Origin of the sequence: Sphingomonas phyllosphaerae (genome assembly GCF_036946485.1) — a bacterium.
GTDB lineage: Bacteria > Pseudomonadota > Alphaproteobacteria > Sphingomonadales > Sphingomonadaceae > Sphingomonas > Sphingomonas phyllosphaerae_E.
On sequence record NZ_JAQIJA010000001.1, the window covers coordinates 325,281 to 342,268 of the forward strand.

Here is a 16,988-nt window from a genome sequence, read left to right on the forward strand (position 1 = left end):
CGGCGCGAGGACGAGCGCCCGTTCCGAGACGGTCGTCCGCTTCACGCCCCGTCACGGTCCAGAAGATCGCTCGCGCCGTGCAGCGTGGGCACGCCGCGCAAAACCCCCTGAAACTTCGTCAGCGGTGCGCCCAGCGTGATGCCGCTGCCGCCGATCTGGAGCTCGCGGATCGTATTTTCGTGCGGGCCGGTGCGCTTCTTGGCGATGGAGATGGCGCGGCGCACCTGGCCCAGCGCCTCGAAATAGCGCAGCAAAATGACCGTGTCGGCCAGGTAGGTCAGGTCGACCGGGGTCTTCATGTCGCCGATCAGCCCCTGTTGCGCGACGGTCAGAAAGGTCGTCGCGCCCTGCCGGTTCAGATATTGCAACAGTTCGTGCATGTGCAGCACCAACGCCTGTTCGCCGGGCATGGCTGCCTGATAACCGTTCAGGCTGTCGATGACGACGGTGCGGGCGCCATATCCCTCGACGGAGTGACGCACCTTGGCGGAGAATTGGCCGGGCGACAGTTCGGCGGCATCCACCTGTTGCAGCACCAGCTTGCCGTCATCGATCATCGCCTGAAGATCGACGCCCAGCCCCAGCGCGCGCTGGATCAGCAGGCCGATCTCCTCGTCGAAGACGAACATGACCGCGCTTTCGCCGCGCGTGACGGCGGTCTGGATGAAGTTGAGGGCGATCGAACTCTTGCCCGTCCCGGCCGGTCCCAGCACCAGCACGCTCGACCCGCGCTCGATCCCGCCGCCGAGCAACTGGTTCAGCTCCGCCGACGCGGTGGTCACCACCTCGCGAGCGAAGCTGGTGCGATGTTCCGACGAGATCAGGCGCGGATAGACGTGAAGGCCGCCGGTTTCGATCGTCGCGTCGTGGTAGCCGCCACGAAACCGCCGGCCGCGATATTTGATGATGCGCAGCCGTCGCCGCTCCGCGCCATATTCGGGCGCAAGCTCCTCCAGCCGGATCACGCCATGTGCCACCGAATGAACCGTCTTGTCGTTCGTGTCGGTGGTGAGGTCGTCCAGCATCAGCACCGTCGCGTGGCTCTTCGCGAAATAGTGTTTCAGCGCCAGGATCTGGCGTCGGTAGCGTAGCGAACTTTGCGCGAGCAGCCGGATCTCGGACAGGCTGTCGATCACGACGCGCTCGGGCCTGGTCCGCTCGAACGCCTCGAAGATGCGCTTGGTGGTTTCACCCAGCTCGAGATCGGAAGAGTAGAGCAGGCTTTGTTGCTGGTCGTCGTCGAGCAGGTTTTCCGGCGGGATCAACTCATAGAGGTCGACGCCGGACAGGTCCCAGTCGTGCGCCTTCGCCGTCGCCCGCAGTTCGTCCTCGGTCTCGGACAGCGTGACGTACAGGCAGCGTTCGCCCGCCGCCGCACCGGTTACCAGAAACTGAAGCGCGACCGTCGTCTTGCCGGTGCCCGGACTGCCTTCGAGAAGGAACGTTCGTGCGCGCTGCAACCCGCCGCCGAGCACATCGTCGAGCCCGCTGGTGCCGGTGAGGGCATCGTCCGTCGCAGAAGAAGGCAATCCGATTCTCCCCCATGCGCCCGCCGTTGCGACGCACGCCACCCGCGCCGTACGCGGGCGAGCACGGAATTTCCTTATCAACGATCTAAGGGGGAGACCAACATTCGCGGCGATTGTCGGTGTCGATGTCCGATCTGACACCCCTGCTGTGATTCAAGACGCCGGGTCGTTCCCCGGCGTTCGCCGCGTCATGCGGTCCGTGCGAGCCGTGGAGGCAGGTGCCGGTTCACAGGGCACGGAGCAGCCTGCCGGGGTGAAGGCATTTCCCAAGCTCCACCCCTCGGGAGCGGCGACGGTCTTCGCCTTTCGCTGAGGCTAGCCGGCGGAGCGATCGCAGGCAGGCGCGACAGGCGGCTTGGCCTTGGCCGGCACCGACGCACGCGGCGCAAGCGCTTCCCATTCCTGCACCGCGACGCCGGCATATTTGCCGGCGCGGCCGGAGGCGTCGAACACCGCGCGCAGGCAGCGTGTGGTGATCGGCGGGAAGCGTATCGCCTGCCAGCCGTCGACGCCGGCGCCATAGCCGCTGGCGCCGGGCACGGGTTTCCATCCGTTCTGCCAATATTCGAGATGCCAGGCGCGTGGCGGGGCGACGCCCTCGTTCGCGCCGGCGGGATGGTCGCCCCAGAAGCGGATGCGGCTGCCCTCCAGCGTCACCGGCGTCGGCCAGCGATATTCGATCCATTGCTGCGGCGGATTGTCCGGTGACCAGCTACCCCACAGGTCGGGGGGAAGCGGGTTGTCCTTGACGATGCCGTCGTTGAGCGACTTGATCCAATATTGCAGCGGGATCGGCTCGTTCGACGCGGCGGCGTGGGCGGCGGCGGCGATGTTGCGGGTGGGGGCAGCCGGTGGTCGCGGGCGACGCGTGGGCGTGATCGGGCGGATCGCGGCGGGGGTGACGCTGTCGTCCCACGCCATCCGGTCGATCGCGACGCTGCGGCGGAAATGACCGCCGCCGACCGCATCGGCGGTGTGGTAGGTGAGATACCACTGGCCCTTGAACTCGACCGCGCCGGAATGGTCGGTGGTGGAACTGACCGGCGGCAGCACGACCCCGCGATAGGTCCACGGCCCGAGCGGCGAGGGCGCGCTGCCATAGGCGATGCAGGCATGATAGACCGCAGGGGTGCAGGCGGAATTCGGCCCGGCATTGTTACCCGCATAGAGCATGTAATAGGTGCCCTTGCGCTTCATCAGCCACGGCGCCTCGAAAAAGCCGGTCAGCGATTTCACGGTCACCGCCTGGCCTTTCGGCGTCAGCATGTCCCGCGCCAGCTCGACGCCGCGCAATTGTCCGAAGGTGCCCCAATAGAGATAGACGCGCTGGTCGTCGTCGATCAGCACGGTGGGGTCGATATTCTGGATGGTGTTGGGAACGCCGACGCGCTGCGAGATGATCGGGCCGGACGGATGCGCGTCGCGCCACGGTCCGGTGATCCGGTCGGCGACCGCGACGCCGATCGCGAACCGATCCGGCGCGTCGCTGTTCCGCTCCAGCACCGGCGCATACAGGTAATAGCGGCCGTCGAAGCCTTTGACGATCTGCCCCGCATAGGCGCGGCCGGGCTCCGCCCAGGCGAACACCGCCTCCGGCCGCGCGATCGACGGATAGTGCCGCCAGTGACCCGACGCGGGGTCTTTCGTCGACAGCAACTGCCATTCGTTCATGATGAAGTCGTTGACGTTCGGCGGCGCCTCGTCGCGGCCGGCGAGGATCCACAAGGTGTCGCCATCGACGAACGGCGCAGGATCGGTCGAATAATAGCGGCCGTCGGCGAGGATCGGGTTGCCCGGCGCGACGACGGGGAAACCATCCTGCGCGAGCAGCGCGGCAGGGATTGCGGCGAGCGCGGCGGCGAGGAGGAAGCGGTTCACTTTGCGACCTCCTTTTCGGCCAGCAGCCGCGCCCCGAAAATCGGGCCGGCGGTCTGCCCCTGATGTGGCACCACGCGGACGCGCAGTGACGACTTGCCGCGCGTCAACGCCTGCGGCAGCGGATAGTCGATGTCGATGAAGCGGCCGGGCGCGCTGCCCTTCAGCAATTCGCTGGCGACCTTCACGTCGTCGACCAGAATGTCGAAGCCGCGGTTGCTGTCGTCGCCCCAATAGGTCGCCTGCAGCACCAGCGGCCCGGGCCGCGCCTTGAGCGTGAACGCCATATAGCCGCCCGAGCGCACGTCGCGACCATTGCGGCCGCGATAGCTGACCGGCCACGATTGCTCGCTTTCGAGATTGTGGTCGCGTTCGGGCTGCATCTCGCCGAAATGCATGACGTCGATCGAGCGTGCGGCGACGTCCTGCTGCCGCGCCTGTTCGGCGCGGAAGGCGGCTTCCTCCTTGCGCCATTCGCCCTCGGTGAACTCTCGGAAATAGACCGCGCTGCGGCGTTCGTACTGGCGGTAGAAGGGGACGAAGGTCAGGTCGCCGGGGCGGCCGACCCCCTTGGTGGCGAAGGTTCCCGCCGCGCCGACGACGGGCGTGAAGGCGGCGAGCACGTTGTCGCCGACCAGCGCCGGCTCGACGCCCTGCCACGGCGTCTCCGCCGGCCCCATGTCGGCTGCGAGCACCAGCGGGCCGCGCAGGATTGCGACCGGCCCGCCGCCCTGTGCGGCCTCGGTGCGCAGCTCCAGCGGGAGCGTGATCGCGAGCGTGTCGCCCGCCTTCCAGCGGCGCTCGACGATCGCATAGCCGCCGGCGTGCTCGGCGGTGACCGGTTCGCCGTTGACGGTGATCTGCTCGCGGGCTGCCGCCCATGCGGGCACGCGCAGCGCGACCGGGAAGCGTCCGCGCTTGCCGAGCGTCGCGAAGGTCAGCCGCGCTTCGGGCTCGTAAGGATAGCCGGTCGCCAAGGTCAGCGTCGCGGCGCGTGCGCGCCATTGCGCCTGCGCGGGGATGTAGAGGTTGACCAGCAACATGCCGTCGCCCTCCCAGAAGATCGAGTCACCGTGCTTGGCGTGCGCCTCCATCCCGCTGCCGCCGCAACAGACGAAGCCTTCCTGACCGGCCGGCGCATGGTCGCGCGCCGCCCCCGACAGCATCGGGGTGAAATAGGTGAAGCCGCGCGTGCGTGGGTTGATCTGGGACAGCGTGTGGTTGAGGTGCGCGCGCTCGTAATAGTCGAAATAGGTGCCGTCCGGGGTCTGCGCGAACAACTGCCGCGACAGTTTGAGCATGTTGTAGGTGTTGCAATGCTCGCAGGTCGCCTCGCTCAGATTGCGCGCGATCCGGTCCGGGCCGAAGAAATACTCGCGATCGGCATTGCCGCCGATGACGTAGCTGTGGTGCTTGGTCACGCGGTCCCAGAAGAATTGCGCGGCGGTGCGATACCGCTGATCGCCGGTTAGCTCGTACAGCCGCGCCAGCCCGACCAGCTTCGGCACCTGCGTATTGGCATGGAAGCCGGCGAGCTTGTCCTCCTGATTGGCCAACGGATCGAGCACGCGGCGATCGTAGATGCGCCGCGCGACTGCCAGCCAGCGCGGGTCCTTCGTGCGCGCATAGAGTTCTGCGTAGCTTTCGTTGAGCCCGCCATATTCGCAGCCCAGCACCTGCTGCATCTGCTCGTCGTTGAGCGCAGCGAACACGCGCTCGAAATAGGTCGCGAGCCCGAGTACCACGGTCAGCGCCTGCGCATTGCTCCAGCCGGCATGGACGTCGAGCAGCCCGGCGAACAGTTTGTGCACCGTGTAGAGCGGCGACCACGAGCCGTTGAGGTCGAACCCGCCCGAGCGGATCTCGCCGCGCATCACCTCGGGGAAGATTTCCTCGCCATCGACGATCGCGCTCTCGCCCTTCCGCTTTCGGCCGAGCGCGCCGACATAGCCGGTGCCGCGCTTCGCCTGCGCTTCGGCCAGTTCGGCGACGATATAGTCGGCGCGGCGGCGGCATTCGGCGTCGCCGGTCTGCTGATGCATCAGCACCAGCGCGGTCAGATAATGGCCGAGCGTGTGGCCGGCGAGCGAGTCACTCTCCCAACCGCCGTAGATCTCCCCCTTGGGCTCCAGCCCGGCATATTTGCGGAAATTGTGGAGCAGCCGGTCGGCGCTGAGTTCGAGCAGATAGCTGCGATCGGCCTCCACCGCGGTCGCGAAATCGGACGCCGACAGTCGCACGTCCGAGAGCGGCAGCGGCGCGGCGTGCGCCGGCAGGCGAGCACGGGAGGCGGCGTGCAATGCCCGCGGCACGGCGGTCGCCATCGCCAGCGCGGCGCTCCCGGTCATCAGCGAGCGGCGGGTGAGGGCCGGCATCAGAATCCTCCTCTTGATGTTCTTCATTACTCGGACATAAACCGTATACGATATTAGCGGATTGGCAAACGATTCTGTCGAGGCGCGGCACGTCGTCGGCCCAACGGAGAGGCATGATGCACAGATATTCGATCGCGTTCGCGCTGCTGGTCGCGGGGCTGGCGTCGCTCCCCGCCTTGGCGCGTGGGGCCACGACGGTGCTGCCGGCGACCGGCGGGACGTTGCGCGTGGCGTTCGATCAGCGCGAACCGCGGCCCGGCGTGCGGCTGCTCGAACTGACGCACACGCGCGGCGGATGGGAAGGCCAGCTTACCTCCGACTGGTACGGGACGATGCCGATGCGCAATATCGTGCGGAGCGGCAACGAGGTCAGCTTCGACATCCGCAACATCAATACGCCCGATGCGCCCGTTCGACGCTGGACCGCGCGGCTGACGCCGGCGGGGGTCGTGCTGACCGGCGGGGTGTGGTTCTCGGAGGTGCGGCAGACTGGGAAGCCGGTCGGCGCGGCTCGCGCCGCAGCGCTGGCGCATCGTGAGGTGCCGCTGCCGCCGCTGGGCACGATCGCGCCCGACGGCCTTGCCGCGACGCCGCCGATGGGGTGGAGTAGCTGGAACAAGTTCGCCGAGAAGATCGACGACCGCACGATCCGTGCGATGGCGGACGCCATGGTGTCGAGCGGCTTGCGCGACGCCGGCTATCGCTACGTCAACATCGACGACGGTTGGCAGGGCGAACGCGGGGCGGACGGCGAACTGCGTCCCAATGCCAAGTTTCCTGACATGAAGGCGCTGGCCGATTACGTCCATGCGCGCGGGCTGAAGCTCGGCATCTACAGTTCGCCGGGCTTGAAGACCTGCGCCGGCTACGCGGGCAGTTACGGCCATGTCGAGCAGGATGCGCGGACCTTCGCGCGGTGGGGCGTCGACTATCTCAAATACGATCTCTGTTCGGGCGAGTGGCAACATGCCGACGCCGACACCGTTCGGCGTACCTATTACCAGATGGGGGCCGCGCTGAAGGCCACCGGGCGTCCGATCATCTATTCCTTGTGCGAATACGGGCGGTTCGATGTCGCATCATGGGGGCGATCGGTCGGCGGCCATCTATGGCGCACCACCGGCGACATCACCGACGATTATGCAAAGATGAGCGAGATCGGCTTCGAGCGGAACCCGCGCTTCGGCCATGCCGGTCCGGGCGGGTGGAACGATCCCGACATGCTGGAGATCGGCAATGGCGGGATGAGCGACGACGAATATCGCACGCACATGACCCTGTGGGCGATGTCGGCGGCGCCGCTGATGATGGGGCACGACCTGCGCACGACGAGCCCGGCGGCGCTGGCGCTGCTGTCGAACCGCGACGCGATCGCGATCGATCAGGACCCGGCGGGCGTACAGGGCAAGGCAGCGATCGTGTCGGGGCGGCAGGAGATCTGGACCAAGCGGCTCTCGGACGGGGGGATGGCGATCGCGCTGTTCAATCGCGGCACGGAGCCCGTCACGATGACGCTGGCGCCCGACGAAATCGGCCTGACGCGCATCGGCGGCCTCCGGGACATATGGCGGGCGACCGACATTGATCCGTCCGCGCGTTCGTTCACCGTCCCGGCGCATGGCACCGTCTTCTTGCGTGCAAGAGGGGCGAGCTGAGCCTTACCTGAGCCATCGCTACAAACGTCAGGCGCGATCTTCCTTCGAAACGCTCACCGAGCAGGACCTGCCGGAGCTACAATAAGCCTTCGAAGGTCGCCTTGAAGAAAAAAAAAAGCCTCCCCGGCGGGCGCCGGGGAGGGAAGGGGAGGTCGTCAGAAGCGCGCCCGAACGCCGAACAGGTAACGGGCGCCGGTGTTCTGGAGCAGCAGGAACCGCTCCTCGAGCACGGAATAGTCGTGAACATAAGCGCTGGTGAGGTTCACCCCCTGTGCATACACCTGCAGCTCCGGCGTGATGTCATACGCAAGGCTGGCATCGAGCTGACCGTAAGCGGCGCGGTTTTCAGGCCGCGACGCCGCCCCGAAGCACTGCCGCAGGAACGACGACCGCCAATTGTACGAGACGCGCGCCTGAACGCCGAACTTCTCGTAGAACACGCTGCCGTTGGCCGAATGCGGCGACAGACCGTTGTAGCCGCATTGCGTGTTGCTGGAGCTGCTGCCCCGATCGACGCTGCTGGTCACGTAGGTGTAATTGCCCGCGACCCCGAGTCCGGACAGCGCGCCGGGCAGCTTGTCGAGGGCATATTGGCCGCCGATCTCGACACCGGCGATCGAACCGGTCTGCCCGTTGCGGGTACGCGTGTCCTGGAAGGTGTAGCCCGCGAAGGCGACCGGCAGCGTCTGGCTTTCGAGGAAGTTCGTGAAGGACTTGTAGAAGCCCGACACGCTGACATAGCTGATGTCGTTGAGATAATATTCGTACGACAGGTCGTAATTGGTGGACCGGAACGGCTTGAGCAGCGGGTTCCCGCCTCCTGACGTCGCCGCGGTGATCCGTCCCGAATAGCTGTTGTCGACACCAAGAGACGTCAGCGTCGGGCGCGTGACGGTCTTCGATACCGCAGCGCGCAGGAACATCCGCGACGTCAGCTCATATTTGAGGTTCGCGGAGGGCAGAAGGTCGGAATAGTGGTTGTCGACCTTGATCGCCTGGGGCGCGCCGAAGGTGAAGTTCAGATTGTCGTCGCCGGGATTGACGAAGATGCTGACCACCTGCTGCCCGAACCCGCGCGAGGTGACGCGGGTGTCAATGAAGCGCGCGCCGACATTGCCCGACCAATTGTCCCCGCCGAAGTTGGCGTTGACGTAGCCGGCAACGACCTTCTCCTGCACGTCGAGCGTCTGTGCGGGACGAGCACGCAGGCCGTATGGTCCACCTGCCAGCGCCTGCACGCGTGCCGCCTCGGCGGCCTGCTGCGCTGCGGTACGTCCTTGCCGCGGCGTGGCGAGCACCGACGGTTGGGAGATATAGGCAAACACCGCCGCCGGATCGAAGGTGAAGAACTTGCTGGGCACCTTGTCGCTGCCCGACGCCTTCGTCAGGAAGCCATCCAGCGTGTAGGGCGTGACCAGATTGGTCGGGATCGGCACGTCATAGCCGCAATAGGTGCAGACCGAATCCGCATTGTCGGCCAGCGTGCGGGTCTTGCGGCGTTGATTGTAGGCCGCGCCGAACATCAGCGACTTAACGATCCCGCTGTCGACCTTGTACGTGCCGTCGGCGTGGAACTCGAGCCCCTTGTCCTTGACGCGCACGAACTCGTTCAGGCCGTAGTGCGCCCGCATCAGGCTGGCATCGGTGATCGGGCCGAGGTTCGATGCGGTCGGCAGATCGTTTTCGGGCGTCAGATCGAAACGCGGCGAGGTCTGCGCGAGCGAGCCGACGACGAGGAAGTACCGCGGCTGGTTGCGCGTCGCCTGCGTCGCCGAGGCGTCGAACTTCAGCTGCATCCGGTCGCTGACGTCCCAGGCCAGGTTGGTCCCGATCTGGAAGCTCTCCGTCTTGCGCTTCTGCCCGGTCACGATGTTGTCGTTCTGCGACAGCGTCACGCGATCGTCCTTCAACGACGGGTCGGTCAGCGCGGGATTGGCCGCAAGGAACTGCGAGCCCGGGCGGTTGAAGCCAGTTACGGTGCCGTTGGCATCGGTCGTTAGGCCGATGAAGCGCGGCGTGTAGAAAATACCGAAGAAGCGGTTCGTGCTGGTGACGTTGAAGCGCGAGTAGAGGCCGTCGACGGTCAGCAGCAGGTTGTCGTTGATTTGCGACTGGATCGAACCTGATACGTTAATGCGCTCGCGATCGTTGGCTTCGCGGTTGAAGTTCAGGTTGCGCGGGGTGTGGATACCGTCGCGCGTGACGAGCGACGATGCGCCCAGCCCGGTCGAGCTGGCCGAGCCGTTGATCAATCCTTCTGGGCCAAAGATCCAGCCGTTGAGATCGACGAAGTCGCGCTGGCTCTTGCGGTCGGTATAGGATGCCGACAGCAAGGCGCCGAAGGTCTTGTCCTCGTTCGTCCAACTGATGACGCCCGACACGTCCGGGCTCAGCTTCTTGGCGAGGCCGTCGTAGATGCCGCCTGCCGCTGCGGCGACATGCAGGCCCGACTTGCCGTCGAGCGGGCGTGCCGTGACGACATTGACGGTCGCGCCGATGCCGCCTTCCTGCAATTGTGGCAGCGACGACTTGTAGACGTCGGTGCGCTGAATCATGTTCGATGAGAGAACGTCGAAAGAGAACTCACGGCCGTCGTTGTCGGTCGCCATGATGCGCCCGTTGACGAGGACAGTGTTGAACTCCGGCCCGAGCCCACGAACCGTGATGAACTGACCTTCACCGCCCGAACGGTCGATCGCGACGCCGGTGATCCGCTGAAGCGATTCGGCGACGTTGTTGTCGGGGAATTTGCCGGTGTCTTCGGCGGAGATGGAATCGACGATGTTTTCGGCGTTGCGCTTCGTTGCCACAGATGAGCGAAGGCTGCTGCGGATACCGGTGACCACGATATCGTCCGCAGCCGCCTGTTCCGACGGTGCCTGCACCTGCGCGGGCGTGTCGGCCAGCGGCGTGCCGGTGTCTGCCACTGAATTCGCGTTGGATTGTGCTAGTGCAGACGACGAAACGCAGGCGAAGAACACCGCGCCGCAAAGCAATGCAGCTTTCATAAACCCCCTCCTTGTTGGCTCGACTATCTCGACGCCGACAAGATCATATATGTCCGAGTTATCTTAGGCAATAACGACGCATAAATTTCGCATAATAATTTCATTCCTTTGATAACTAACGAAATTATCTGCTTTCCTGCGTCCTGGGTGCCCCACTAACTTGTTGGACATCAACGGCGACTTCTTTCGATTCGTGCATCGCCGGAAGAAGGGGAGGGATACATGGACGCCATCAACATCAGCCGGCGCGAGGCGCTGGTTGGCGGAACAGCAGCGGGCGTGGCGGCAATGGCGACGTCTCACGCTGCGTTGGCGGCGACAGGTTCGACGCTCGCATTGCGCCCACCGATGGGCTGGAATAGCTGGAACAGTTTCGCCACGACGATCAACGAGGCGCAGGCACTGGAAACGGCGGGCATCATGGCTGCCAAGCTGCTTCCGTTCGGCTACGACATCTTCACGATCGACATTCAATGGTACGAACCCAAGGCGTCGAGCTATGACTATAGCGCCACGCCTCAGCCGACCCTCGACGCATACGGCCGGCTCCTTCCGGCGCCCAATCGCTTTCCGTCGAGCCGCGGTGGCATGGGCTTCAGGCCGCTGGCCGATCGTATCCACGCGCTGGGCCTGAAATTCGGCGTCCACCTGATGCGCGGCATTCCGCGGCTGGCGGTGGAGCGCAACCTGCCCATCGAAGGCACGCCCTACCGGGCGGCGGACATCGCCGATCGCAACAACCCCTGTCACTGGAATCCCGATATGTGGGGCGTGGACATGTCGAAGCCGGGGGCGCAGGCCTATTACAACAGCGTCTTTCGCCTCTATGCTTCCTGGGGGCTCGACTTCATCAAGGTGGACGATCTCAGCTATCCCTACGATACGCGGGCGGCGGAAGTGGAGGCGATCCATGCCGCGATCATGCGCTGCGGGCGGCCGATCATCCTTAGCTGTTCGCCGGGAGAGGCGCCGCTGCATCAGGGCGCTCACGTGTCTCGCCACGCCCAGATGTGGCGCATCGCCGACGATCTGTGGGACGAATGGCCGATGCTGGAGGCGCAGTTCGCACGGCTCGAAAATTGGACGCCTTACCGTCGGCCGGGCGCGTGGCCGGATGCCGACATGCTGCCGCTCGGCCGGCTGGCATTGGGCGAACGCGATACCCGGTTCACCCCCGACGAGCAGCGTACGCTGATGACGCTGTGGGCGATCGCCCGTTCACCGCTGATCATGGGTGGCGACCTGCGCCACCTCGACGCGCCGACCCTGGCGCTCTTGACCAATCGTGAGGTTCTTGCGGTCAATCAGCATTCGACCGACAATCGCGCGCACGACGTGCAATGGGGTACCAGGATCTGGTCCGCCCGCGCGGAAGGATCGGAGGACCGTTACGTCGCGCTATTCCATCCCGGCGACAAGCTGAACCCCGGGAAGAAGCCGCGGGAGGTCGCGATCGGGCTCGATCAACTCGGTATCACCGGGCGCGTTCGCGTTCGCGATCTGTGGACCGGGCGTGACGTGGGTCAGGCGGAGGGGCGGATCGCGGCGGAACTGCCCGTTCACGGGGCAGCGTTATATCGTCTGATCGTGTAGCATGTCGCGGTCGCTCGTCGTGGTGCGACGGCGTATCCGACTATCGCACCGTCACCGGAACGGAGAAGTCCAGTGTCGTACCCGCCGGTACGCGGCCGCGCGGGCGGAAGCGGACCGCATTCGCCAGCACGGAGCCGGGACCGGGGATGTAATTCCACGTCAGCCCCTGATCGGCGGAAAAGTCCACGTCGTCGCTCGCGCTTGCCGGCCCGTCGTAAGCAAGCGCCACTGCGCCGCCCGATGGCGTGACGGTGAAGGTGACGAGCCCGGCGGAGATACCGTCGCCGTCGAGCGCAAGCGTCTGGCGCGGTGCGATCGGCATCACGACCGTGACGTTGCCGTCGGTTGCGACGATGTCGGGGTTGTTGAGCTGAACGCTGACGCGGCGCTTGCCGCCCGGTACCGCCTTGGGGAAGGTGCTGCCGTTCACCGGATCCCAGGTGGTGCGACTGCTGGCGGTGAGCACCAGTTTGCGTGCGGCGACGGTCAACGTGATGTCGACCACGGTGGTGGCGGTGTCCTTCTCCAATCCCAGGATACATGCACCGAGCGCACCGATACCCTGGCAGAGATACCAGTCCCATTTGATCGTCAGGCGATCGGTATAGACACCCTCGGGCAAGGCGGCGGTGGCGAGGGGGCGGACGAAGAACGGCAGGTCGGCGGAGGTGCCGCCCAGCAACCCGAGCAGGTTCAGCAGATCGCCCTGCATATAATCGATCGTGCCGTTCTGTGCGATCGGCACGGTGTTGTTGGGGTCGGCCGAGAGCACATAAGAGAGCGTCGGCGCGCCAGCGGTGGCGGAAGCCAGCTTCAAGGCGTTGCGGCTCTGGAACGTCGCCTTGATGTAATTTCCGCTCAGCACCTTCAGCAGGCCCGGCGTGCAGACGAGCCCGGCACGGCTGCGCAGCGCCGGCACCGCACCGGAGGTGGCGATGGCCGAGGGTGAGAAGCTGCCGAGATCGGTCGTGGTCAGCGTGGTGGCGGTGCACGCGGCCGCCATCGCCGGCGTCGCGCCGATCGTGCCCATCAGCACGGCCAACGTGAGCAGGAGCGCGCGCCACAGGTTCGACGATGGTGACGGGATGGCGCGGGACATGGCAGGTCGCGACGTTACGGCGAGAAGGGCTAAGATACTGTTAAGCTAAACGTTCTCTGCGCGATCGAGCGTGAGGAGCGCATGGGCGGTCGCGCGGCGGGTGGCGGCATCGGGGGCGTGTCCGTACTCGGCGACGCGCAGCCAATGCCGCCCCAGCGCCGCAAAGCCGAGTGTCCCGGCCAGGCCGGCGATGCGATGCGCCGCGGCCGTGAGTCGCATGTCATGCGGGGCATCGAGCATCTGCTCCAATGCGCCACGCAAGCCATCCAGGAGCCGCGCGACCGGCGCCTTGCCGAACGTTCCGGCAAGCCGGTCGATCGTGGCGAGCCGTGCCGCATGGCTCCAGTCGGTGACGTTCCCTGGCAGGTCCGCCGCGAGCCGATTGCGATCGACGGCGGCGACATAGCCGTGCGCGCTCCAGTCGGTCGTCGCGATCCAGTCCGCCGATGCCAGCGCGATGGTCGGCGCAGCGCTTGCGAGCAGCAGGCGGGCGGTGTCCGACGCGTTAACACCATCCGCCGCGTGGAGCAGGATGTCGTCTCCGGTCGCGACGACATCGGCGGCAGCGCAGGACCGATGCGGCCAGCCGTGTCGCACGGCGATGGCGGGTAGATCGGCGATACCATCCGCAATGGTGTCAATCAGTACAAGCATCTTGGCCTATGTTGCTATGATAGTTGTACTTTGGTGGCAATCGCCACTGGACAGCCGGCGAACGGGTCGCAATCTTCGATAGCGATAACAACTGCAACCACAACGGCATGGCAGAAGACGAACGCAGGCTCGGAGGGCGCGCCTTGATCGCCGACGACCATCCGCTGACTCGCGAGGGGCTGGCGATGGCGGCCCGGGCAGCGCTGCCCGGCGTGTCGATCATGGCAGCGGGATCGATTGCGGAGGCGCGGACGCTGGCGCAACGGACGCCGTTGCGGATGATCTTGCTCGACTTCCACTTGCCGGACGCGCGTGGCTTCTCCGGCTTGCTGACCTTGCAGATGTACGCCCCCACGACGCCGATCGTCGTGGTCACCGCCAGCGAGGAGCCGCGGCTGGTGGAGGCTGCGCGCGCGGTCGGGGCGGCGGGCTATCTGTTTAAAAGTCTGCCGCTCGACGATCTCGCCGACCGGTTGCGACGCGTCGACGGCGGGCAGCGGATCTTCCCGCCGGGTGCGACGGGCGGCGCGGTGGAGCTGGACGATCTGCTCGCGCGGTTGACGTCCTTGTCCAATGCGCAGCGCGGGGTGTTGCTGGCGCTGGCGGACGGACGCGCGAACAAGCAGATCGCGCGCGACCTCGGCGTGACCGAGGCGACGATCAAGGCGCATCTGACCGCGATTTTCCGCAAGCTGGGCGTCAGCAATCGCGCACAGGCGCTGCTCGCCGCCCGGTCGTTGATCGGCCGTACGGAGCCGTGAGCGCCGCGCCACTCGGTCCGCCGTCGCGGTGGCGCTTCATTCTGATCGCGACGTTGACGCCGGCAATCCTGGCGGCGCTGATCGGCTGGACCGGTGTCGAACATGCGCGATCGTTGGAGGCGCAGGCGGAGGCGGCACGTTCGTTCCAGCGTGAACGGGCGCTGTTGCTGCTGCTGTCGGCGGTAAAGGATGCCGAAACCGCGCAGCGCGGGCTGTTGCTGACGGAAGATCGTGCGTTCCTCGCACCTTATGCCCCAGCACGCGCGGAGGCGGCGCGGCTTTTGGTCGAGGCGGGACCGGTCGGCCGCTCGCTGCGCCCGGCGATCGCGGCGAAATTTGCGGAACTGGACGATACGATTGCGCTGTTCGACCACGGCCGGCGCGGGGCGGTGCGGCGCGAGGTCGCATCGGGGCACGGCAAACGCATCATGGACGGGCTGCGGGATGCAGTGGCGCGCGCCGCCGCGACCGAACGGGAACGCAGCGCCGAGCGTTCGGCCTCGTTCCGTCAGCATCGCGACGACAGTCACCGATTGCTCCAGGTGGTCGGCGCGCTCGTCAGCCTGATACTCCTGGGAATCGTCATGGCGTTGTGGCGCTCGCAGTCGCAACGTCATGCCGCGGCCCGATCGGCGCAGGAAGCGGCCGCCCGTCATGCGGCGATCCTCGCGAGCACCACCGACACGCTGCTGATCGTCACGACCAGCGGGACGATCGAGACGATCAACGCCGCCGGTTACGACCTGCTCGGCTATACCGCGGCGGAACTGGACGGTCGTGATCTGGCCACGATCCTCCCCCCGCGCGCGGGCGGCGCAGACCTGCGCGCTCGGTTCGGCGCGGGATCGGCGCGCGGCGTGTTCCCCGATCAGGTCGCGCGGCGCCGCGACGGACGCGAGGTGCCGGTCGACGTGGCGATCGGGGTGATGCACGGGCCGGATGGCGACCGGCTCGTCCTTTCGTTGCGCGACGCATCCGACCGGTTGCGGATCGCGCGCGCCAAGGACGAATTGATCTCGACCGTCAGCCACGAATTGCGGACGCCGCTCACCTCGGTCGTCGGGTCGCTGGCGCTGCTGCGGGCGGGCGGAGCGGGCGGAGAATGGCCGGCGAAGGCGGAACGCCTGATCGCGATTGCCGACAACAATGCGCGGCGGCTGATCCGGCTTATCAACGACATGCTCGACATCGACCGGATCGAGAGCGGTCAGTTGACGATCGCGCGCGTACCGCTCGACCTGCGCACGATCACCGCGCAAGCCGCGCTCGACGGCGAAGGGGTGGCGCGTCGGCACGACGTAACGTTGGTCGATATGGTCGCACCCGCGCCGGTGATGGTGGCGGGCGATGCCGGGCGATTGCTGCAGGTGGTGACGAATTTGTTGTCGAACGCCATTCATGCGTCGGCGCGGGGCGATACCGTCACGGTACGGACCGAGTTGGCGATGGGGCGGGCGCGGGTCAGCGTCGACGATCAGGGCCCGGGCGTGCCGGCCAACCTGCGCTCGCGCCTGTTCGATCGCTTCCAATCGCAGCGCGCCTCGGGCGGGACCGGGTTGGGACTGGCGATCGCGCGCGAGATCGTCCGGCGGATGGATGGCACGATCTGGTTCGAGGATCGCGTGGGTGGCGGGACCTGCTTTGCGTTCGACCTGCCCCTGTTGCCGACGGGTGCCGGTGTGGCGGAGCGGACGGAGGGACTGCCGCTGATCCTGCACGTCGATGACGACCACCAGCTTTGCGAGGAGATGGCCGTGGCGCTGGAGGATGTCGCCGCCACGGTCTGCGCCCGTGGAGCAGACGAGGCCCGCATCGGCTTGCGCGAGCGGCAGCCGGCACTGGTGTTGCTCGATCCATCCCTGCCCGACGGCCAGGCCGCGGCATTGCTGCCCGAATTGGTCGATCGCGGCGGACGGCCTATCCCTCTGATCCTGCTCGCCGATGCTGAGGTGCCGGCGGCGATCGCACGACGGGCGAGCGCGATCATGGTCAAGGGGCGGCACGATCTGGCGGCGATCGTCGAGACCGTCCGGTTGGTGCTGCGCGATCTGGGCGAGCGGCGATGACCGGTTCGCTCCGCCTGCTGTTCGTCGATGACGACCCCGACATCCGCACGATCGTGACACTGTCGCTGACGCTGGACCCGGCGATCGCGATGGTCGCGGTCGGCTCGCCGGAGGAGGCGCTCGCAGCGGCGGAGGCGGGATCGGCGTTCGACGCGGCGCTGCTGGACGTGGCGATGCCGCGGATGGACGGCCCGGCGCTGCTGGCCGCGCTGCGCCGGATCGCGCCGGGATTGCCGGTGATCTTCATGACCGCGCATAGCCGTGAGCACGAGCTGGCGGCGTTGCGCGCGGCCGGGGCGGTGGGCGTGATCGTCAAGCCTTTCGAACCGCTTACGCTGGCGGCGCAGGTGCGCGCCTTGCTGTCGTAGGCAAG

General features: G+C 66.5%; 11 protein-coding genes. 5 read left to right on the forward strand and 6 right to left on the reverse strand.

Features of this window, described 5'->3' with window-relative positions; translation table 11 throughout:
* Nucleotides 1–41: 41 nt before the first annotated feature.
* The 3 genes from PGN16_RS01555 to PGN16_RS01565 form a co-directional block, all read right to left on the reverse strand.
* The gene (locus PGN16_RS01555) at nucleotides 42–1,529 is read right to left on the reverse strand and encodes an ATPase domain-containing protein (protein ID WP_335307641.1); all 1,488 of its coding nucleotides are present in this window, start codon (nucleotides 1,527–1,529) and stop codon (nucleotides 42–44) included.
* A 315-nt stretch (nucleotides 1,530–1,844) separates the two neighbouring features.
* Nucleotides 1,845–3,407, reverse strand: a complete 1,563-nt coding sequence (locus PGN16_RS01560) for a family 43 glycosylhydrolase (protein ID WP_335307642.1) — start codon at nucleotides 3,405–3,407, stop codon at nucleotides 1,845–1,847.
* Complete coding sequence (locus PGN16_RS01565) at nucleotides 3,404–5,779, reverse strand: beta-L-arabinofuranosidase domain-containing protein (RefSeq protein ID WP_335307643.1); 2,376 nt, start codon at nucleotides 5,777–5,779, stop codon at nucleotides 3,404–3,406. The genes PGN16_RS01560 and PGN16_RS01565 overlap by 4 nt, the downstream gene beginning before the upstream one ends.
* A gap of 116 nt (nucleotides 5,780–5,895) precedes the next feature.
* On the opposite strand from PGN16_RS01565, the gene PGN16_RS01570 reads away from it, so the two are divergent.
* On the forward strand, nucleotides 5,896–7,434 hold the full coding sequence (locus PGN16_RS01570) for a glycoside hydrolase family 27 protein (protein ID WP_335307644.1): 1,539 nt from the start codon (nucleotides 5,896–5,898) through the stop codon (nucleotides 7,432–7,434).
* A 155-nt stretch (nucleotides 7,435–7,589) separates the two neighbouring features.
* On the opposite strand, the gene PGN16_RS01575 is transcribed toward PGN16_RS01570, so the two are convergent.
* The gene (locus PGN16_RS01575) at nucleotides 7,590–10,361 is read right to left on the reverse strand and encodes a TonB-dependent receptor (RefSeq protein WP_335307645.1); all 2,772 of its coding nucleotides are present in this window, start codon (nucleotides 10,359–10,361) and stop codon (nucleotides 7,590–7,592) included.
* A gap of 303 nt (nucleotides 10,362–10,664) precedes the next feature.
* Between PGN16_RS01575 and PGN16_RS01580 the strand changes: the two genes are divergently transcribed.
* Nucleotides 10,665–12,035 (forward strand): glycoside hydrolase family 27 protein, encoded by a 1,371-nt coding sequence (locus PGN16_RS01580; RefSeq protein ID WP_335307646.1) that lies wholly within the window; start codon nucleotides 10,665–10,667, stop codon nucleotides 12,033–12,035.
* Nucleotides 12,036–12,075: 40 nt separating this feature from the next.
* Here PGN16_RS01580 and PGN16_RS01585 read toward each other — a convergent pair whose 3' ends face one another.
* A complete protein-coding gene (locus PGN16_RS01585; protein WP_335307647.1) occupies nucleotides 12,076–13,134 on the reverse strand; it encodes a spore coat protein U domain-containing protein in 1,059 nt (352 codons plus the stop codon).
* Nucleotides 13,135–13,179: 45 nt separating this feature from the next.
* The gene (locus PGN16_RS01590) at nucleotides 13,180–13,731 is read right to left on the reverse strand and encodes a hypothetical protein (RefSeq protein WP_335307648.1); all 552 of its coding nucleotides are present in this window, start codon (nucleotides 13,729–13,731) and stop codon (nucleotides 13,180–13,182) included.
* A 164-nt stretch (nucleotides 13,732–13,895) separates the two neighbouring features.
* Between PGN16_RS01590 and PGN16_RS01595 the strand changes: the two genes are divergently transcribed.
* Genes PGN16_RS01595 through PGN16_RS01605 form a run of 3 tightly spaced genes read left to right on the forward strand, consistent with a single transcriptional unit; the run spans nucleotide 13,896 to nucleotide 16,983 of the window.
* Nucleotides 13,896–14,549, forward strand: coding sequence for a response regulator transcription factor (locus PGN16_RS01595; RefSeq protein WP_335307649.1), 654 nt, complete (start codon nucleotides 13,896–13,898; stop codon nucleotides 14,547–14,549).
* The gene (locus tag PGN16_RS01600) at nucleotides 14,546–16,615 is read left to right on the forward strand and encodes an ATP-binding protein (RefSeq protein ID WP_335307650.1); all 2,070 of its coding nucleotides are present in this window, start codon (nucleotides 14,546–14,548) and stop codon (nucleotides 16,613–16,615) included. The genes PGN16_RS01595 and PGN16_RS01600 overlap by 4 nt, the downstream gene beginning before the upstream one ends.
* Nucleotides 16,612–16,983, forward strand: coding sequence for a response regulator (locus PGN16_RS01605; RefSeq protein WP_335307651.1), 372 nt, complete (start codon nucleotides 16,612–16,614; stop codon nucleotides 16,981–16,983). Before PGN16_RS01600 ends, PGN16_RS01605 begins: the two co-directional genes overlap by 4 nt.
* Nucleotides 16,984–16,988: the final 5 nt, after the last annotated feature.

Coding starts and splice junctions, on each gene's coding strand:
- PGN16_RS01595 (WP_335307649.1), top strand. CDS start 13,896: ATGGCAGAAGACGAACGCAGGCTCGGAGGGCGCGCCTTGATCGCCGAC.
- PGN16_RS01565 (WP_335307643.1), bottom strand. CDS start 5,779: ATGCCGGCCCTCACCCGCCGCTCGCTGATGACCGGGAGCGCCGCGCTG.
- PGN16_RS01605 (WP_335307651.1), top strand. CDS start 16,612: ATGACCGGTTCGCTCCGCCTGCTGTTCGTCGATGACGACCCCGACATC.
- PGN16_RS01570 (WP_335307644.1), top strand. CDS start 5,896: ATGCACAGATATTCGATCGCGTTCGCGCTGCTGGTCGCGGGGCTGGCG.
- PGN16_RS01580 (WP_335307646.1), top strand. CDS start 10,665: ATGGACGCCATCAACATCAGCCGGCGCGAGGCGCTGGTTGGCGGAACA.
- PGN16_RS01585 (WP_335307647.1), bottom strand. CDS start 13,134: ATGTCCCGCGCCATCCCGTCACCATCGTCGAACCTGTGGCGCGCGCTC.